The 15,765-nt window shown below is 26.4% G+C and carries 17 protein-coding genes, 1 tRNA gene and 1 other annotated feature; of the genes, 7 read left to right on the top strand and 11 right to left on the bottom strand.

The genetic code is table 11. From position 1 onward, the window contains the following. Positions 1 to 35 precede the first annotated feature (35 nt). Complete coding sequence (locus ACYUEW_RS12730; RefSeq protein WP_030032935.1) at positions 36 to 824, top strand: GTP pyrophosphokinase; 789 nt, start codon at positions 36 to 38, stop codon at positions 822 to 824. Between the two features lie 303 nt (positions 825 to 1,127). Here the strand turns inward: ACYUEW_RS12730 and leuS are convergent, their stop codons facing one another. The 7 genes from leuS to ACYUEW_RS12695 form a co-directional block, all read right to left on the bottom strand. Continuing rightward, positions 1,128 to 3,569 (bottom strand): leucine--tRNA ligase, encoded by a 2,442-nt coding sequence (gene leuS, locus ACYUEW_RS12725; RefSeq protein WP_460276897.1) that lies wholly within the window; start codon positions 3,567 to 3,569, stop codon positions 1,128 to 1,130. Positions 3,570 to 3,713: 144 nt separating this feature from the next. Further along, positions 3,714 to 3,918, bottom strand: a binding site (T-box leader). 69 nt (positions 3,919 to 3,987) lie between these two features. Then, positions 3,988 to 4,392 (bottom strand): rhodanese-like domain-containing protein, encoded by a 405-nt coding sequence (locus tag ACYUEW_RS12720; RefSeq protein ID WP_045516866.1) that lies wholly within the window; start codon positions 4,390 to 4,392, stop codon positions 3,988 to 3,990. A gap of 184 nt (positions 4,393 to 4,576) precedes the next feature. Next, a tRNA-Gln gene (locus ACYUEW_RS12715) sits at positions 4,577 to 4,651 on the bottom strand. Positions 4,652 to 4,704: 53 nt separating this feature from the next. Then, a complete protein-coding gene (locus ACYUEW_RS12710) occupies positions 4,705 to 5,229 on the bottom strand; it encodes a hypothetical protein (RefSeq protein WP_460276896.1) in 525 nt (174 codons plus the stop codon). 24 nt (positions 5,230 to 5,253) lie between these two features. After that, positions 5,254 to 5,853: a DnaJ domain-containing protein gene (locus ACYUEW_RS12705; RefSeq protein ID WP_003487801.1), complete on the bottom strand. Its 600-nt coding sequence runs from the start codon at positions 5,851 to 5,853 to the stop codon at positions 5,254 to 5,256. Continuing rightward, a complete protein-coding gene (locus tag ACYUEW_RS12700; RefSeq protein WP_003487799.1) occupies positions 5,840 to 6,715 on the bottom strand; it encodes a DUF5685 family protein in 876 nt (291 codons plus the stop codon). Before ACYUEW_RS12700 ends, ACYUEW_RS12705 begins: the two co-directional genes overlap by 14 nt. A gap of 3 nt (positions 6,716 to 6,718) precedes the next feature. After that, positions 6,719 to 7,258 carry a class IV adenylate cyclase gene (locus ACYUEW_RS12695; RefSeq protein ID WP_460276895.1) on the bottom strand — a complete coding sequence of 180 codons (540 nt, stop codon included), beginning with the start codon at positions 7,256 to 7,258 and terminating at the stop codon, positions 6,719 to 6,721. Positions 7,259 to 7,545: 287 nt separating this feature from the next. Between ACYUEW_RS12695 and ACYUEW_RS12690 the strand changes: the two genes are divergently transcribed. Next, positions 7,546 to 8,583 (top strand): nucleoid-associated protein, encoded by a 1,038-nt coding sequence (locus ACYUEW_RS12690; protein ID WP_042385904.1) that lies wholly within the window; start codon positions 7,546 to 7,548, stop codon positions 8,581 to 8,583. A gap of 160 nt (positions 8,584 to 8,743) precedes the next feature. Here the strand turns inward: ACYUEW_RS12690 and fba are convergent, their stop codons facing one another. The 3 genes from fba to ACYUEW_RS12675 form a co-directional block, all read right to left on the bottom strand. Further along, complete coding sequence (gene fba / locus ACYUEW_RS12685) at positions 8,744 to 9,670, bottom strand: class II fructose-1,6-bisphosphate aldolase (protein ID WP_003487794.1); 927 nt, start codon at positions 9,668 to 9,670, stop codon at positions 8,744 to 8,746. A 225-nt stretch (positions 9,671 to 9,895) separates the two neighbouring features. Then, positions 9,896 to 10,234, bottom strand: a complete 339-nt coding sequence (locus tag ACYUEW_RS12680; protein ID WP_265202684.1) for a DUF4363 family protein — start codon at positions 10,232 to 10,234, stop codon at positions 9,896 to 9,898. Positions 10,235 to 10,296: 62 nt separating this feature from the next. Then, entirely contained in the window at positions 10,297 to 10,965 is a 669-nt protein-coding gene (locus ACYUEW_RS12675; protein WP_042385900.1) for a DUF421 domain-containing protein, read from the bottom strand. 123 nt (positions 10,966 to 11,088) lie between these two features. Between ACYUEW_RS12675 and ACYUEW_RS12670 the strand changes: the two genes are divergently transcribed. Continuing rightward, complete coding sequence (locus ACYUEW_RS12670; RefSeq protein WP_460276894.1) at positions 11,089 to 12,747, top strand: nucleoside kinase; 1,659 nt, start codon at positions 11,089 to 11,091, stop codon at positions 12,745 to 12,747. Between the two features lie 129 nt (positions 12,748 to 12,876). Beyond that, on the top strand, positions 12,877 to 13,038 hold the full coding sequence (locus tag ACYUEW_RS12665; protein ID WP_045516009.1) for a hypothetical protein: 162 nt from the start codon (positions 12,877 to 12,879) through the stop codon (positions 13,036 to 13,038). Positions 13,039 to 13,108: 70 nt separating this feature from the next. On the opposite strand, the gene pssA is transcribed toward ACYUEW_RS12665, so the two are convergent. Further along, positions 13,109 to 13,630, bottom strand: a complete 522-nt coding sequence (pssA, locus tag ACYUEW_RS12660; RefSeq protein WP_003487784.1) for a CDP-diacylglycerol--serine O-phosphatidyltransferase — start codon at positions 13,628 to 13,630, stop codon at positions 13,109 to 13,111. 186 nt (positions 13,631 to 13,816) lie between these two features. On the opposite strand from pssA, the gene ACYUEW_RS12655 reads away from it, so the two are divergent. From ACYUEW_RS12655 to ACYUEW_RS12645, 3 genes are all read left to right on the top strand, one after another. Next, positions 13,817 to 14,233: a CBS domain-containing protein gene (locus tag ACYUEW_RS12655; RefSeq protein ID WP_460276893.1), complete on the top strand. Its 417-nt coding sequence runs from the start codon at positions 13,817 to 13,819 to the stop codon at positions 14,231 to 14,233. 105 nt (positions 14,234 to 14,338) lie between these two features. Continuing rightward, positions 14,339 to 15,223: a YegS/Rv2252/BmrU family lipid kinase gene (locus ACYUEW_RS12650; RefSeq protein ID WP_003487780.1), complete on the top strand. Its 885-nt coding sequence runs from the start codon at positions 14,339 to 14,341 to the stop codon at positions 15,221 to 15,223. Between the two features lie 73 nt (positions 15,224 to 15,296). Next, positions 15,297 to 15,765, top strand: a 469-nt coding sequence (locus ACYUEW_RS12645; RefSeq protein WP_460276892.1) for a hypothetical protein, incomplete at its 3' end; no start/stop codon positions are given.

Raw genomic sequence — 15,765 nt, 5'->3', positions numbered from 1 at the left:
AAAATTCAAAGCATATATTGAAAAGGGTGAAGGGTATGGCACTAGGTGAATGGAAAACTTTTTTAATACCATATAAGCAAGCAGTAGAGGAACTTAAAGTTAAATTTAGAAGTATAAGAAAAGAATATAGAGAAAAAAATGAATACTCTCCTATAGAATTTGTTACAGGAAGAGTAAAAGAAATTTCTAGTATCCTAGAAAAAGCAAATAAATTCAATATACCATTAGATAGAATTTGCTATGAAATGGAAGATATAGCAGGAATAAGAATAATGTGTCAATTTACTAGTGATATAGAGAAGGTAGTGGAGCTAGTAAGACAGAGAAAAGATATGCAAATAATATATGAAAAAGATTATATAACTAATGTTAAAAATAGTGGATATAGAAGTTATCATATGATTATAAAATATCCTGTTAGTATGGCAGAAGGTCAAAAGGAGATTTTAGCAGAACTTCAAATAAGAACATTAGCTATGAATTTTTGGGCTACTATAGAACATTCATTAAATTATAAATATAAACATCAAATACCTAAGGATATAAAGTTGAAGCTTAAATCAGCTGCAGATGCAGCGTCTAACTTAGACAAATTAATGATGGAAATAAAGGATGAAATAAAGGATGCACAGAAACTTTTTGAAGTAAAATCAAGTTTAGTATCTTACATAATGGATAATATTTTAACGTTGCAATCTATGGGAAAAATTATAGATTCTAATAGATATCAAGAGCAATTGAACAAACTTATAGAAGAAGGGGAAGTATTTGAATTAAATAGTCTTCTAAAATCTACGGAAAAAACTATAGAAATGTATAAATAAGAGTTAAATATGGCTTATTAAAATAGATTTAATTTTAATCTGTAAATATAGAAAATACATTCATAAGGCACTTCATTTTGCTAAGAAGTTCTAAATTTGACTCCATTAAAAATTTTCTACCCAGTAGAGGCGCCATCCTTGGCTTCACTACTGGCTCCTCACGTCCTGTGAGGAATTACGAAAATTTTTAATTCTGTCAAATTAAGAACTTCTAAAGCTTATTCATATGCTTATTACATGTATTTTCCATATTTACTATATTAAAATTAAATCTATTTTTATCTTGAGACAGCCTTTTTAATTTTATTTAGCAACTATATTAACTAATCTATTTTTTATTACTATAACTTTTTTAATTTCTTTATCACATATAGAATTTTTAATATCCTCATTATTTAATGCTGATTCTTTTATTTCCTCTTCAGATGAACTAGTAGATATATTTATTTTAGCTCTTATTTTGCCATTTACTTGTACGGCTATTTGAACTTCATCTTTTATTAAGGCTTTAGGATCAAATTTAGGCCATTTTTCATTGAAAACAGAAGAATTAATGCCTATAAGTTCCCATTGTTCTTCAGCAAAATGAGGAGCAAAAGGTGCTAATAATCTTATAAAGTCAATTATACTTTCTTTTAAGAATGAAGCATTTTTAAAAGTATCATCACCAAGATATTTAGATAGAGCATTTGTAAATTCCATCAATCTTGCTATAGAAGTATTAAATTGCATTTTATCTATATCTTCAGTTATAGATTTAATGCTATGATGTCTTACATAATTCAATTCTTTCTCATCTTTATCCATGATAGATTTATTATTTTTAGAATTTTTTATTTCTTCTCTAGCATTTTCTAGTATTCTCTCCACTCTGTCTATGAATCTGCCTATGGATTTTATACCATCGTCACTCCAAGCCCCACCTTCTGTATAATCAAATCCAAACATTAGATACATTCTGAATACATCTGCACCAAATTCCTTTATATAATCGTCAGGAGAGATGGTATTCCCTTTTGATTTACTCATTTTTAAACCATCAGGGCCTAATATTAGTCCTTGATGAGTAAGAGATAAAAATGGTTCATCAAAGTTTAGATAGCCCATATCCCTTAAAGCCTTAGTTATAAATCTAGCATATAAAAGATGCATACAAGCATGTTCAGGACCACCAACATATTTATCAACTGGAAGCATTTTATTTATTAATTCAGGATCAAAAGCTTCTTTTTCGTTATTATTATCTGGATATCTTAAATAATACCAAGAAGAACATACAAAAGTATCTAATGTGTCTGCTTCTCTTCTAGCTGGACCGCCACATTTTGGGCAAGTTGTATTTATAAAGTCATCACATTTACCTAAAGGTGATTTCCCATCTGGAGAGAACTCTACATTATATGGTAATTCTACAGGAAGCTCAGCCATAGGAACTTCTACTGTACCACACTTTTCACAATAAATTATAGGAATAGGGGCACCCCAATATCGTTGTCTTGATATAAGCCAATCCCTTAATCTATAGTTTACTTTTTTTCTACCAAGATCCATAGATTCTAGCTTGGAAATTACAGCTTCTTTAGCTTTATCTCCAGATAAGCCATCGAATTCTTCACTATTGATCATTCTACCATATTCTGTATAAGGAAGAGAGTCACCACCTTCTATAACTCTTTCTATAGGAAGACTATATTTAGTAGCAAAAGCAAAATCTCTTTCATCATGAGCAGGAACTGCCATTACACAACCTGTTCCATAGGTATTTAATACATAATCTCCTATCCATATAGGTACTTTTTTACCGTTTATAGGATTTATAGCATAGGAACCTGAGAATACACCAGTTTTTTCCCGAGTTATAGATTGTCTTTCTATATCAGATTGGTTTTTAGCTTGATCTTTGTATGCTTCAACTGCAGTTTTATTTTCTGCTGTAGTTAGTTTATCTACTAAATCATTTTCTGGAGCTAAAACTACATAAGTAACTCCAAATAAAGTATCTACTCTTGTAGTAAATACATTAAAGCTTAAATTTGAATCTGCTACGTTAAATGTAACTTCAGCACCTACAGATTTTCCAATCCAGTGTTTTTGCATAGCTTTAGTTTTTTCAGGCCAATCTAATTCATCAAGTTTTTCTAATAATTCATCAGCATAGTCGGTTATTTTTAAGAACCATTGTTCCAGATTTTTTTTATCAACATTGCTATCACATCTTTCGCATTTTCCATCTAAAACCTGTTCGTTAGCAAGAACAGTATTACAACTTGGGCACCAATTAACAGGTGCTTTCTTTTTATAAGCTAAACCTTTTTCATAAAGCTTTAAAAATACCCATTGAGTCCATTTATAATAGTCTGGTGAACAAGTTATAACTTCGTTTTCCCAGTTGAACATAGCACCCATAGCTCTTAATTGAGATTCCATGGTTTCAATATTTTTGAAGGTGGAGTCTTTTGGATGTATACCTGTTTTTATTGCATAGTTTTCAGCTGGAAGACCAAAAGCATCAAAGCCCATAGGTTGAAAAACATTATATCCTTGCATTCTTTTAAATCTTGCCCAAGAGTCCACAGGACCATAGTTAAACCAGTGACCAGCGTGTAATTTACTTCCTGATGGATAAGAAAACATTTCAAGAACATATAATTTTTTATCTAAATTTTTATTATTAAACTTGTATAGAGAGTTTTCTTCCCATTTCTCTTGCCATTTCTTATCGATTTTAGTACTATAGTTTCCCATAATAATCCTCCTATCTATTTTATAAATTATTATTTACAAATAAATATTAAAAATAGTTAAATATTTATATAATAAAATTTATTTAATTATATAAAAATAAGTTTAGAATATTTTTATATAAAATAAAAAAACCTATCATCTCTTAATAGAGACGAAAGGTTATCCGCGGTACCACTCTAATTAAATCTATAAATTAATAGATTTCTCTTATAAAAATAACGGTTTTACCCGTGTCTATTTTTGATAGACAAGCTCCCAGGCAAGTTCACATTTCCCTATACTGTTTTGCACCATCCAACAGTTCTCTTTATATAGAAAAAATATTACTACTCCTGTTCAAGGCTTTTAATATTAATTTATACTCAATTGTATATTATGATACATATATTGTCAAGACATTAGTAAATATATATTTTTATTAATATTCTAAAGGATAGGGCCATGAGTTTAAGCGGTCTAGGATATATACATTAGTGAATCCTAATTTATCTAATAAATTTGACGCGTTTTTAGCTCTTACACCAGTATTGCAATAAATAATTATTTTAGTGTTTTTATCTATATTTTTAGATAAAATTGTATCCCTAAAATTATCTATTGGAATATTTAAGCTTTTAGGTATATGACCATTACTAAATTCTTTAGGGGTTCTAACATCTATTATTAGGGCAGTAGAATAGGGTGTTGATATTATGTGTTTTACCTCCCTTGGAGAAATATCTTTATAAGCTTTTGCATTGTATAGAGGTATTAATAGAATACTTGTTAGTAATACTACAAACAAAGAGTAAAATATAAATTTGTTTCTAATTTTATAATTCACTTTATACACCTCACTTAAAAGTCATACATATATTTTGCACAAGTGAGCGTATTTTATTAGTAGAATAAAATATTATATATTAATTTTAAACAAAGTTTTTACTATTAAAATTGAAAATATTATATAATTTTTTATAAAAGAGAAATTTTATAAAATAAAAAAGAGCTCTTTAAAAGAACTCTTTTGGCTGCCCATGCTGGATTCGAACCAACAAATGCCTGCTCCAGAGGCAGGTGCCTTACCATTTGGCGAATGGGCAATAATTATATTAACAAAATTTATTATAACAAATTGAGTAATTTTGTCAATATATTAAAGCCTTATATTTTTAATAAAGTGCTTATCAATATAAAATATGAATAGAGTTAAAACATAATCAAATGCAATAAAAGCTATCTGAGCTACAATAAAATAAATATATATATATTTATTAATTATAGGAATACCCTGAAAAAATAACTTATATATATAAAATAAAATTATTAAGCATATATTAAAAAATAAAAATTTTAATATTATTTCTATGTAAAGTTTATTGAAATTTTCTATATAATATTTAATTATTCCATATAGACCAAAAAATATTATATAAAAAATTACAGAGCTTCTACTTATGCCAACTACTATAGAACATAAAATTGATGTGGATAAGTATACTAAGAAGCCATTTTTTACATTTGTACTTATTATAGCTATAGGAATAATAGCAGAAGCAGTAGTTAATAAGGAGAGTTTATTTACTGGTAATATAGTGCTTAAATAAATAAGTAAAAAACTTATAGCTGTAAATATTCCACCTTTAGCTATATTTGAAGATTTTAAATGGGTAGTTTTCATAAACTATCATCTCCCCAAATTATTTTAGCAACAACTAATAAAATCTCCTCCGCAACATTCACAACAACAATCCATACAATAAAGAGTACCACAAATTCTGCACATATCAGGATCACTTCTTCTTTCAGAATAATAAGGTTTTCTATAAGAATTATTATTGCTGCTCATTTTGTTTAAGGCATCTCTATATTCAAAATTTGAAGGATCTAAGCTATAAGCATTATTAAAATAATTATGGGCTACATCATACCAACCTTTAGAATAATTTACACGTCCCATAAGATAGTACCATTCTGCATTTCTGACATTTATACTATTTAATTTTTGTTCCGCAGAAGATATATTTCCTCTATCTATATCAGCCCTTATAGAAGCATAGTCATTAGAAGAATGACTATTAGAGCTGCCATTATAATTATTTGAATTATAGCTTTGGGAATTATTATTTTTCATTAAATAATCATAGGCTTCATTAATTTCTCTCATTTTTTGCTCGGCTAAATCTCTAAGAGGGTTATTACCATATTGATCAGGATGATATTTTTTAGCTAGTTTTCTATAAGCTTGTTGAATTTCTTCTTTAGAAGCATTTTTATTTATTCCTAAAATTTCATAGGGATTCATTTTCTGTATTCACTCCTTTTAATACTCGTTCCATTTTTTCCATTAAACCAAATTGTAAAATATTATATAATAAACCTTTATTCTTTACAATAGGCATAGTGTTAAAATTATTTAAACAGGCACTGGCACAGTTTACTAGTAAAAAATCTATTTTATCTTTTATGCTATTTCGAAACTCTTTATAATTTAAATTATTTTTATTATAAACATTATTTATAACATTAAATTTGTTTTCATTTATATCTTTTTCTAGATCATCAAAAGCATCAATTATATAAATCCACTTTCCTAAATTATATCCTAGCCAATAAAGACTATCTTTAAAAGAAAAATCTTTATAGGAAGATAATATATAGCCCGTCAAATGGGCAAAATGATGAGAAATTTCATCAATGTTTTTATTTTCATAATCCTTTTCGCAAATATATAAATTTTTCAAAGAATTATCCACAGTGTGGATATGTTTTTCATATAAATCATTATTTTTGTGTATGTATTTTTTTAAAAATTTAGAGTATATATTACTTTTAATAGAGTTATCATCTTCTACATTATCTAAAAGTTTATAATAACTTAAAGCTACATTAAAAAATGATGCGTATTTTAGTGCTTCGTTATTGGTTATAATAACTTTTTTCTTTATAGGATGAATAATGCAATGCTCTTTTGTAAATGTATTTTTATTATCTTCCAGGGAATCTAATAATATGCCTAAAAAAGTCATATCATAATTTATGGTGACTCTAGGCAATTCACCATAATCTTTTTTTATAGTTTTACATAGTCCACAATAATAAGCTCTAAATTTTTCATATTCTTTTATTTTGAGCTCCATTTTGCAGGGAGTAACGTATCCAAACATAAATTATTTTACCTTTTCTTCTTTTAATATTTCATATATAGTTTTTGAAGTAGTATCATTCATAGAATAACCTAATAATTCTACTAATTCTTTTAATTCTTCTTCATTATTGGATTCTAGTTCTATATAAGGGAAAGGACAAAAACTTTTATCATTAATATCTATTTCTACTAAGGTTTCTTTATATTTATAGCTTTCCCTAAATTTTGATATAGACTCTATTAATTGTAATCCTAAGGCCTTAAAAATATTTTCACCTTCTTTAGAATCTAATATTTCAGTTTCATTTTCTTCCATAATCTTATATTTCTCTTGACTTATAAGTTTTTTCACAGTCATATAATAATGGTATTCATTTTTAATAACATCTTTTATATATCTAATTCTTGCATATCCTTTGTTTTTTAATAGTTTTTTATCAGAAAAATCATAAATATTATTAATTTGATTTTCCTCTTTAACTTTTACAGCACCTAAACTCAATAATTTTTTTCTAATTTCTTCCACATTTATTTTTATTATTCTAGTTTCCATTTCTTTCAATAAAATCACTCCTAATGGGGATAATTAAATGATGTCATTAAGTTTATATTATATATTGTACCATAATAGTTATAAAAACAATTTAGGAGTATCTTAATTTTATATTAAAAATTGTAGTAAATTAAATTTTGTTGGATTTTAGTAAAATATTTTTAATTTATTATATAAAAATGAGCTTTGGAAAGAATAAAGCTTTTATGTTAATATATTTGTTATAGAATTTTGAATTTATTTAGAGTTTGAAATATAATATATATGTTAAATAATGTAAATGAGGAGTGTTATTTTTGGAATATATAAAGGAAGTAAATATTAATGAGGCTATAATACATATATTAGATAACAATAGTGAGGAACCTATATTAAATGAATATAAATTAAGATTGGATGATGAAATATATAAATTTATATTAAAACATGTAGATAGATGTTTAAAGGATGAAGAATTGAAATATGCTATATTCAATGAGGAAAGAAATATAGTAAAAGAGCTTTCACAGGAATATTTAAATGGTCAAAATGATTTGTTAGATGTTTCTAAAGAGTTGGCTAGACAACTTTTTATATTAATGAAGGGTAATGATAATATATCCTCCTGTGATTTGATGATAGTTTCTATATCTACAGAATATGGACCAATGTTAGCCATATTAAAAATGGATTATGTTAAAAATTATATTCATGTAGTGGATATGGTGGAAGATAAGATAGGTATAGATATAGTGCCAGAATTTACAGGATTACCTGCAAGTGCCCAAAAGATACAAAAATGTGCATTCATAAAACCTATAAGAGAAGAGCAAGAATTTAATTTAATGGTTATAGATAAACAGAAAAAATCTAAAGATAGTGAAGAATATGGTTCAAACTATTTTATAAGTAAATATTTAGGTTGTAAGATAGTAGAGAATGAAAGAGATGTTACAAAAAATTTTGTGAAAGCCACAGAAAAGTGGGCTAAATCTAACCTAAATGAAAATGCAGATACCTCAGAAAAAATAATAAGAACAGTAAATAAGCTATTAAAAGAAGAGGATACTATAGATGTAAAAGAAGTTTCTAATGATATATTCGGAGAAAATCCTGATATTAAATTAAATTATGAAGGTTTTATTTCTGAGCAGGGAGTAAAAGATAAAATATCCGTAGACAAAGAATGGGTAGATAAAAAATTTAAAAGAATAAGAGTAAAGATAGATAAGGATATTGATTTGTATATAGATGAAGAATCTTATCATGATGAGTCAAGGTTTGAAGTAAAAAGAGTAGGGGATGGATCTGTAAATATCATGATTAAAAATGTTTATAATTATATGCAAAAGTAGACATTTATAATTTAAAAACAAGAAATATTTATATTAAATTTATATAATAGTTACTTAAAAGACCCAAACTAATAATAGAAAAATAGTAGATAGATTTGTTTTTAATACAGATCTATCTACTATTATAATAATTACTAATATAGCTTCATAATTATTTTATTTATTTTAAAGAATCAGTTGAACCTAAAACATCCTTTATTTTATCTTCAACGATTTTTTCTATTCTTGCTCTACCTTCACCTAAGTATTTTCTTGGGTCAAATTGTTTTGGATCTTCAGAAAGAACTTTTCTTATACCAGCTGTCATAGCTAATCTTAAATCTGTATCCATGTTTATTTTACATACTGCCATAGAAGATGCTTTTCTAAGCATATCAGCTGGAACTCCCTTAGCTCCTTTTATTTCTCCACCGTATTTATTACAAGTATCAACAGATTCTGGATCTACAGAAGATGCTCCGTGAAGAACTATTGGATATCCAGGTAATTTTGATTGGATTTCTTCTAATATATCAAATCTTAATTGTGCTTCTCCAGCAAATTTGTAAGCACCATGACTTGTTCCTATAGCTATTGCTAAAGAATCAACACCTGTTCTATTTACGAAGTCTACTGCTTGTTCTGGATCAGTGTAGATATGTACATCACTTTGTACATCATCTTCTACTCCTGCTAGTACTCCTAATTCAGCTTCAACTACAACACCATGGGAGTGAGCATATTCTACAACTTCTTTAGTTTTAGCTACATTTTCTTCGTAATCATAATGGGAACCATCAAACATTACAGAAGTAAATCCGCTTTCTACAGCTAATTTTACAACATCTAAGCTTGCGCCATGATCTAAATGTAGGGCTACATCTATTCCAGTATCAGCTATAGCTGCATCTACCATTGCTTTTAAGTATTTAGGACCAGCATATTTTAAAGCACCTGCAGATACTTGTAGTATAACAGCTGAGTTTGCAGCTTTAGCAGCATTTACAACTCCTTGTAATATTTCCATATTGTTAATGTTGAATGCTCCTATAGCATACTTACCTTCATAAGCTTTTTTAAACATTTCTTTAGTTGTTACTAATGCCATTTAAAATTCCACCTTCCAAAAATAAATTTAAAACAAATACATAGGGACAATTAAAGTCCCTATGGGACTTTTGTTTAATAACTATAATTATATTATAAATTATTACTTAGATATTTTCCACAATTTAATTATAATTCATTTATATATTTTTTAAAAGTGCAATAAATGAATTATGAGTATTATATATTATATTAGTATATACTTATATATCAAAATGCATTAATATTATACTATATTTTCTATGTTTATTTTTTCCATTTTAATAATATGTTCTAATAAAAATTTAACTACATGGATAGAAGCTAATGATTCATCTTCACTTTTACATTTTACATATTGAGTAAGTTTCCATAATTCATTATTTATATTATCTATTTCTGAATGATTTATAACCATAGAAATAACAAAATGGTTGTCTTGCCAGTCATTAAATAGTTCCAAGGATTTACCATATGCTTTTTCCCAGGATTCAGAAGAAACTAGTTCTTCTAATTCATTGCATTGATTCATGAAATTTTTACAAGTAGTATTTAGTTTAAATGAATAGTTAACAAGAGTAAAAATTAGAATTAAAAATAATATAAATGATGTTATACTTCTTTTGATAATACCACCTACTTATATTTTTATTTTTTTTGATAATATAAATTACCTTTAGAATTTAAAATAGCTATTAATAGCTCATCATAAGAACTAATATTATCTTTTTTTAATTTGTTTTCTAACCACTTTTCATCCTTTTTTATTAACTTTAAATTTTTTTTGTTAATTTTTCCATCCAATATTAATGTTACAGGCAATCTTTCTTGAGTAAATTGTAAAGATAAATCTTTTTTGGTAACAGGTGATTCTTCTGTTTTAGGGATTATAGATAATTGACCACTAGTTTCTAAAATTGCATATTCTATATTTTCTAAATCATAATACCCCTGGAGTCTTAGTTCTTCCATTAAATCATTTATGTTGAATCTTTGGTTTTTTAATTCTTGAAAGTCTATTTTCCCTTTTTCTATTAATATACTAGGTTCTCCGTTAATTAAGCTTCTTATTTTTTCGCTTTTAAGTTGAATAAGAGAAAATAGGTTTTGAAGTATTAAAAGAGTTAATATAGGAACTATTCCGTGTAATAAGGGTATACGAGAATCTTGCATGGGCAGTGACGCCAATTCTGATATCATTATGGTTATAGCTAACTCAAAAGGCTCCAATTCACCTATTTGTTTTTTACCCATTAGTCTCATAGATAATATAACCAAAAGATATAAAATTATAGTTCTGATTAAGACTATAAACATATGCAAACCTCCTTATAATCATATTGTGGCAAATTTAAATAAAAATATGAATAAATATAGGTAACAAAATATAATGAATTGAATTATAATAATATTACAGCCTAAAATAAGGAGATGAATAAAATGGAAGAATTAAAGCTATATATGCCTAATGGTAGTAATATTCTAGTATCTGGAGATAAAATCTTATATGATGTAGTAAAAGAAAATAAATTAGAAAGTAATATACCTATTGTTTTAGGAAAAATAGATGAAGAATATTATGAACTAACTTCCAAAGTGAAAAAAGAGGGAGTATTCACTCCTGTAGATATAACAGATGAAATGGGATTAAAAACTTATGTTAGAACTTTGCAGTTTATATTTATAAAGGCGGTTTTAGATTTATATCCTGAAGCTACTGTTATTATAGAGCATTCTTTAGGCAAAGGATTATATGGTGAAATTCATAAGAATATATCATTAAATGAAAATGATATATTAAAGATTAAAAATAAAATGAATGAAATAATAAGTAAAGACATAAAGATAAAAAAAGTTTCAGTTAAAAAAGAAAAAGCTATAGAAATATTTAAAGAATATGGAATGAAAGATAAAGTTAGGCTTTTAAGTCATATTCCACATGAAGAAGTGAAGCTATACGAATTAGATGGAAGATATGATTATTTTTATGGACCTATGGCATATTCAACAGGAGCAATTAAAAATTTTGATATTATGTATTATGATCCAGGTTTTATATTGAGATATCCTAGGGAAAAAGACCCATTTAATATACCAGAGTTTGTTGAATATAAAAAGCTTACAAAAATATTTAGAGAAACAGAGAAATGGGCTAAAATTTTAGATGTAGGAGACGTAGGGGCACTAAACGATAAAGTTGTATATGGCGAAATAAAAGACATAATAAGAGTATCAGAGGCTCTGCATGAAAAGAAAATAGCAAATATAGCAGATATGATATATGATAAAGAGAACATAAAAATGGTACTAATATCAGGACCTTCATCATCAGGAAAAACTACTTTTGCTAATAGATTAGGAATTCAATTAAGAGTTAACGCTTTGGTTCCTGTGCCTATTTCATTAGATAATTATTTTGTTAATAGAGAGGATACTCCAAAAGATGAAAATGGAGATTATGATTTTGAATCTATTGATGCTCTAGATATAGATTTATTTAATGAAAATTTAAAACATATATTAAAGGGAGAAGAGGTACAAATACCTACTTTCAATTTTAAAAAAGGTAAAAGAGAATATAATGATAAAAAAATAAAACTTCCTAAAAATGGAATACTTATTGTAGAAGGAATACATGGATTAAATCCAATATTAACAAGAGAAATACCGGATAAAAATAAATTTAAAATATATATAAGTGCATTAACTCAATTAAATATAGATAATCATAACAGAGTATCTACAACAGATGTAAGAATAATAAGAAGGCTAGTTAGAGATTATTTATCAAGAGGTTATAAAGGAGAAGAAACCTTAAAAATGTGGCCATCCATAAAAAGAGGTGAAGACAGAAATATATTTGTATTCCAAGAAAATGCAGATGTAATGTTTAATTCCACAATAGTTTATGAACTTTGTATATTAAAAAAATATGCTCTTGCAGAACTTAACAAAATAGATAAAAGCAGCACTGTTCATTATGAAGCAACTAGGTTAAAAAGTTTCTTAAACTTCTTTAAAGAAGTTGACATGAACTTAGTACCAGATAACTCCATATTAAGAGAATTTATAGGTGGAAGCTGTTTTTACGAATATTAAGGAAAGTGCGATGCACTTTCCTTATATTGTTTAGTAACAACTTTATGAGGTAAGAATAAAATGAATATGAACAAAGATATTTAAAAAATATACTATGAAAATTACAAATAATTTAAAGAGGTGAAAAAAGTGGAGCTGTTTTATCCAGATGAATATTTTTTAGAATTGCTAGAAGAGGATTTATATAATTTTAATAAAGAAAGTTACGATAATTTGACAGTAAATATAGATTTAGATTCAAGTGTGGATGAATTAGATGGCGAATATTTAAAAAGTATAAAAGAGATTTAATATCAAAAACATAGATTTTAATGTACTTAATTTATTAATAATAAAAAAATCGTGGAAAACCACGATTTTTTTAGAATTTTTTCAATTTTACATTACTAACCATAAGATAAGATAATGTTATGATTAAAATTACAGTTAAACTTGAAGAGCCAATTCTATTTAAGCTAATTAAACAATATAGAGCCATAAACATACCAGCTAAGGTTATTGGTATACCAGAAAAAGAACCATCAAATTCAGTAATATTATATCTAGCAAGTCTGTATGCTCCAGCTATAGGAAACATTAATACTAATAAATAACCTAGTATCCCTAAATTGCTAAAATTATAAATGTGAAAAGTTAATATAGAAGGTGCTACACCAAAAGAAACTAAATCAGCCAAAGAATCTAATTCTTTACCAATAGCACTATCAACCTTTAAAAACCTAGCAACTCTTCCATCATATCTATCCATTAAACCCGCAATTAGTATAAATAAAGCAGCCCATTTATAGTTTTGTTGAAATGTCATCATTAAAGACATAATTCCACAACCTAAATTTCCTAAAGTAAAAGCATTTGGTACGGCACTCTTTGCTATTTTTGCCATTATATTATCACTCCTAAAAAAATATAATTCCTATTAATTGAAATATATAATATTATACAACATTTTGCAAATATATTTAAGCTATAAATAGAATTAAAAACAAAAAATAATAATTAATTAAGAAATTCATAATAATTGTTAAATAAAAAATAGGTATGTGGATAAACTATGTTTGGAGGTGTTATTATGAAAGTTATGGACGTTATGACGCAAAATGTAGCAACGGTGAATAGAAATGATTCTGTAGAAAAGGCAGCGAGGCTTATGAGTGAACATAATGTTGGATCTATACCTATTTGTGAAAATAATAAAGTGGTTGGAGTTATTACAGATAGGGATATAGCTTTAAGATCCGTAGCAAATGGATCAAATAATAATATTAAAGTTGGAGATATTATGACATCTAATCCTGTAGTAGCTAATAAAGATATGGATATACATGATGCAGCTAGGATAATGAGTGAAAGACAAATAAGAAGATTACCTGTAGAGGATAACAAAAATATAGTAGGTATAGTTTCTTTAGGTGATATAGCTATAGAACCTCAACATGAAAATGAAGCCCAAAAAGCTTTAAGTGGTATTTCAGAGCAAAATAATTAGGTTAAAATATCCACAGGATTTATTGTTAAAATCTTGTGGATTTGCTATTATATAATGGTACAGCTAATTTAATTATAAAGTAAAAACTATAAGAGGAGATTTGAAATGAGTAAGGTAAAATTTATCTATAACCCATATTCAGGAGAAAAGGCTATAATATCTCAAATAGACCAGGTAATAAGAATACATCAGAAATATGGATATGAAGTAGTGCCTTATAGGATAAGTTTAGAATATGATCTTGATGACGCTTTTAAATCTATTGATGAAAGCTATAAATATATATTGGTAGCAGGGGGAGACGGTACTGTAGATAATGTGGTAAATCATTTAAAAAAATTTGCAATTGATCTTCCAATTGCAATATTACCTACAGGTACTGCTAATGATTTTGCTAAATTTATTGGTATGCCAATAAATGTTAGGGAGGCCTGTGAGCAAATATTAAAGAGCTCTGTAAAAAAGGTTGATTTAGGCAAAATAAATGATAAATATTTTATTAACGTTGCTAGCACAGGATTATTTACAGATGTATCTCAAAAAACTGATGTTAATTTAAAAAATACTATGGGCAAACTTGCTTACTATGTAAAAGGATTAGAACAACTTCCTAATTTTAGAAGATTGAAGATTAATGTTAAATCTGAGGAAGTTAATTTTGATGGAGATATGTATCTTATGATGGTCTTCAATGGACAAACAGCAGGTAATCTTCATATGGCTTATAAGGCAGAGGTTGATGATGGCATGTTAGATGTAATAATAATAAAGGCTTGCGCTATTAAAGATATGATAGGATTATTTATAAAAATGATAAAAGGAGAACATCTAGAAGATGTAAATGCATTAATATATTTTAAAACAAATAAGCTTATAATAGAATCTAATGAAGATATAGTTACGGATATAGATGGAGAAAGAGGCCCAGATTTTCCTTTATGTATAGAATGTGTGAAAGAAGGTTTAGATATCTTAGGCATATTAGATTAATATAGGAATATTTTAATTTTAATTTTAATAAATATAAGTAGTAGTATTGTTAAATTGGAGAGTTTAATTAATTATGATAAATTTATTTATTTATATAGCAGCCATATTACTTATGTTTATTATATGTATACAAGGTGGAAAAGTAGCCTTTAAGGCACCTCATAAAATAAAAATTATATCTATAATAATATATTTTTTAATGATTTTAAGATTCATATCTTTAACCTTATTAGTATTTGTTAGCAATATCAGAAATTTATATTGGCTAAAGTGGATATATTTTTTAGATTTTTTAGCTATACCTATAGCTATATTAATATGTTTTTATATATGTATAAAAAATAATAAATTTAACTTAAATTATATAATTTCTATAACAGTATTAATAACTTCTATTTTAATATTTTTTATGAGTAAATATAGTTTAAAAATAAATATGTTTAACGGCCAGTACTATATAATGGAATTATTAACACCTATTAATATGTACATGTTTTTTATAGTTATTAATTTAATATTTTTAATTTTATGTTTTATAAAAC

Source organism: Clostridium sp. CTA-1 (assembly GCF_054768215.1).
Note: the sequence above shows the minus strand (reverse complement) of the source record. Positions and strands in the feature narration are given on the sequence as shown.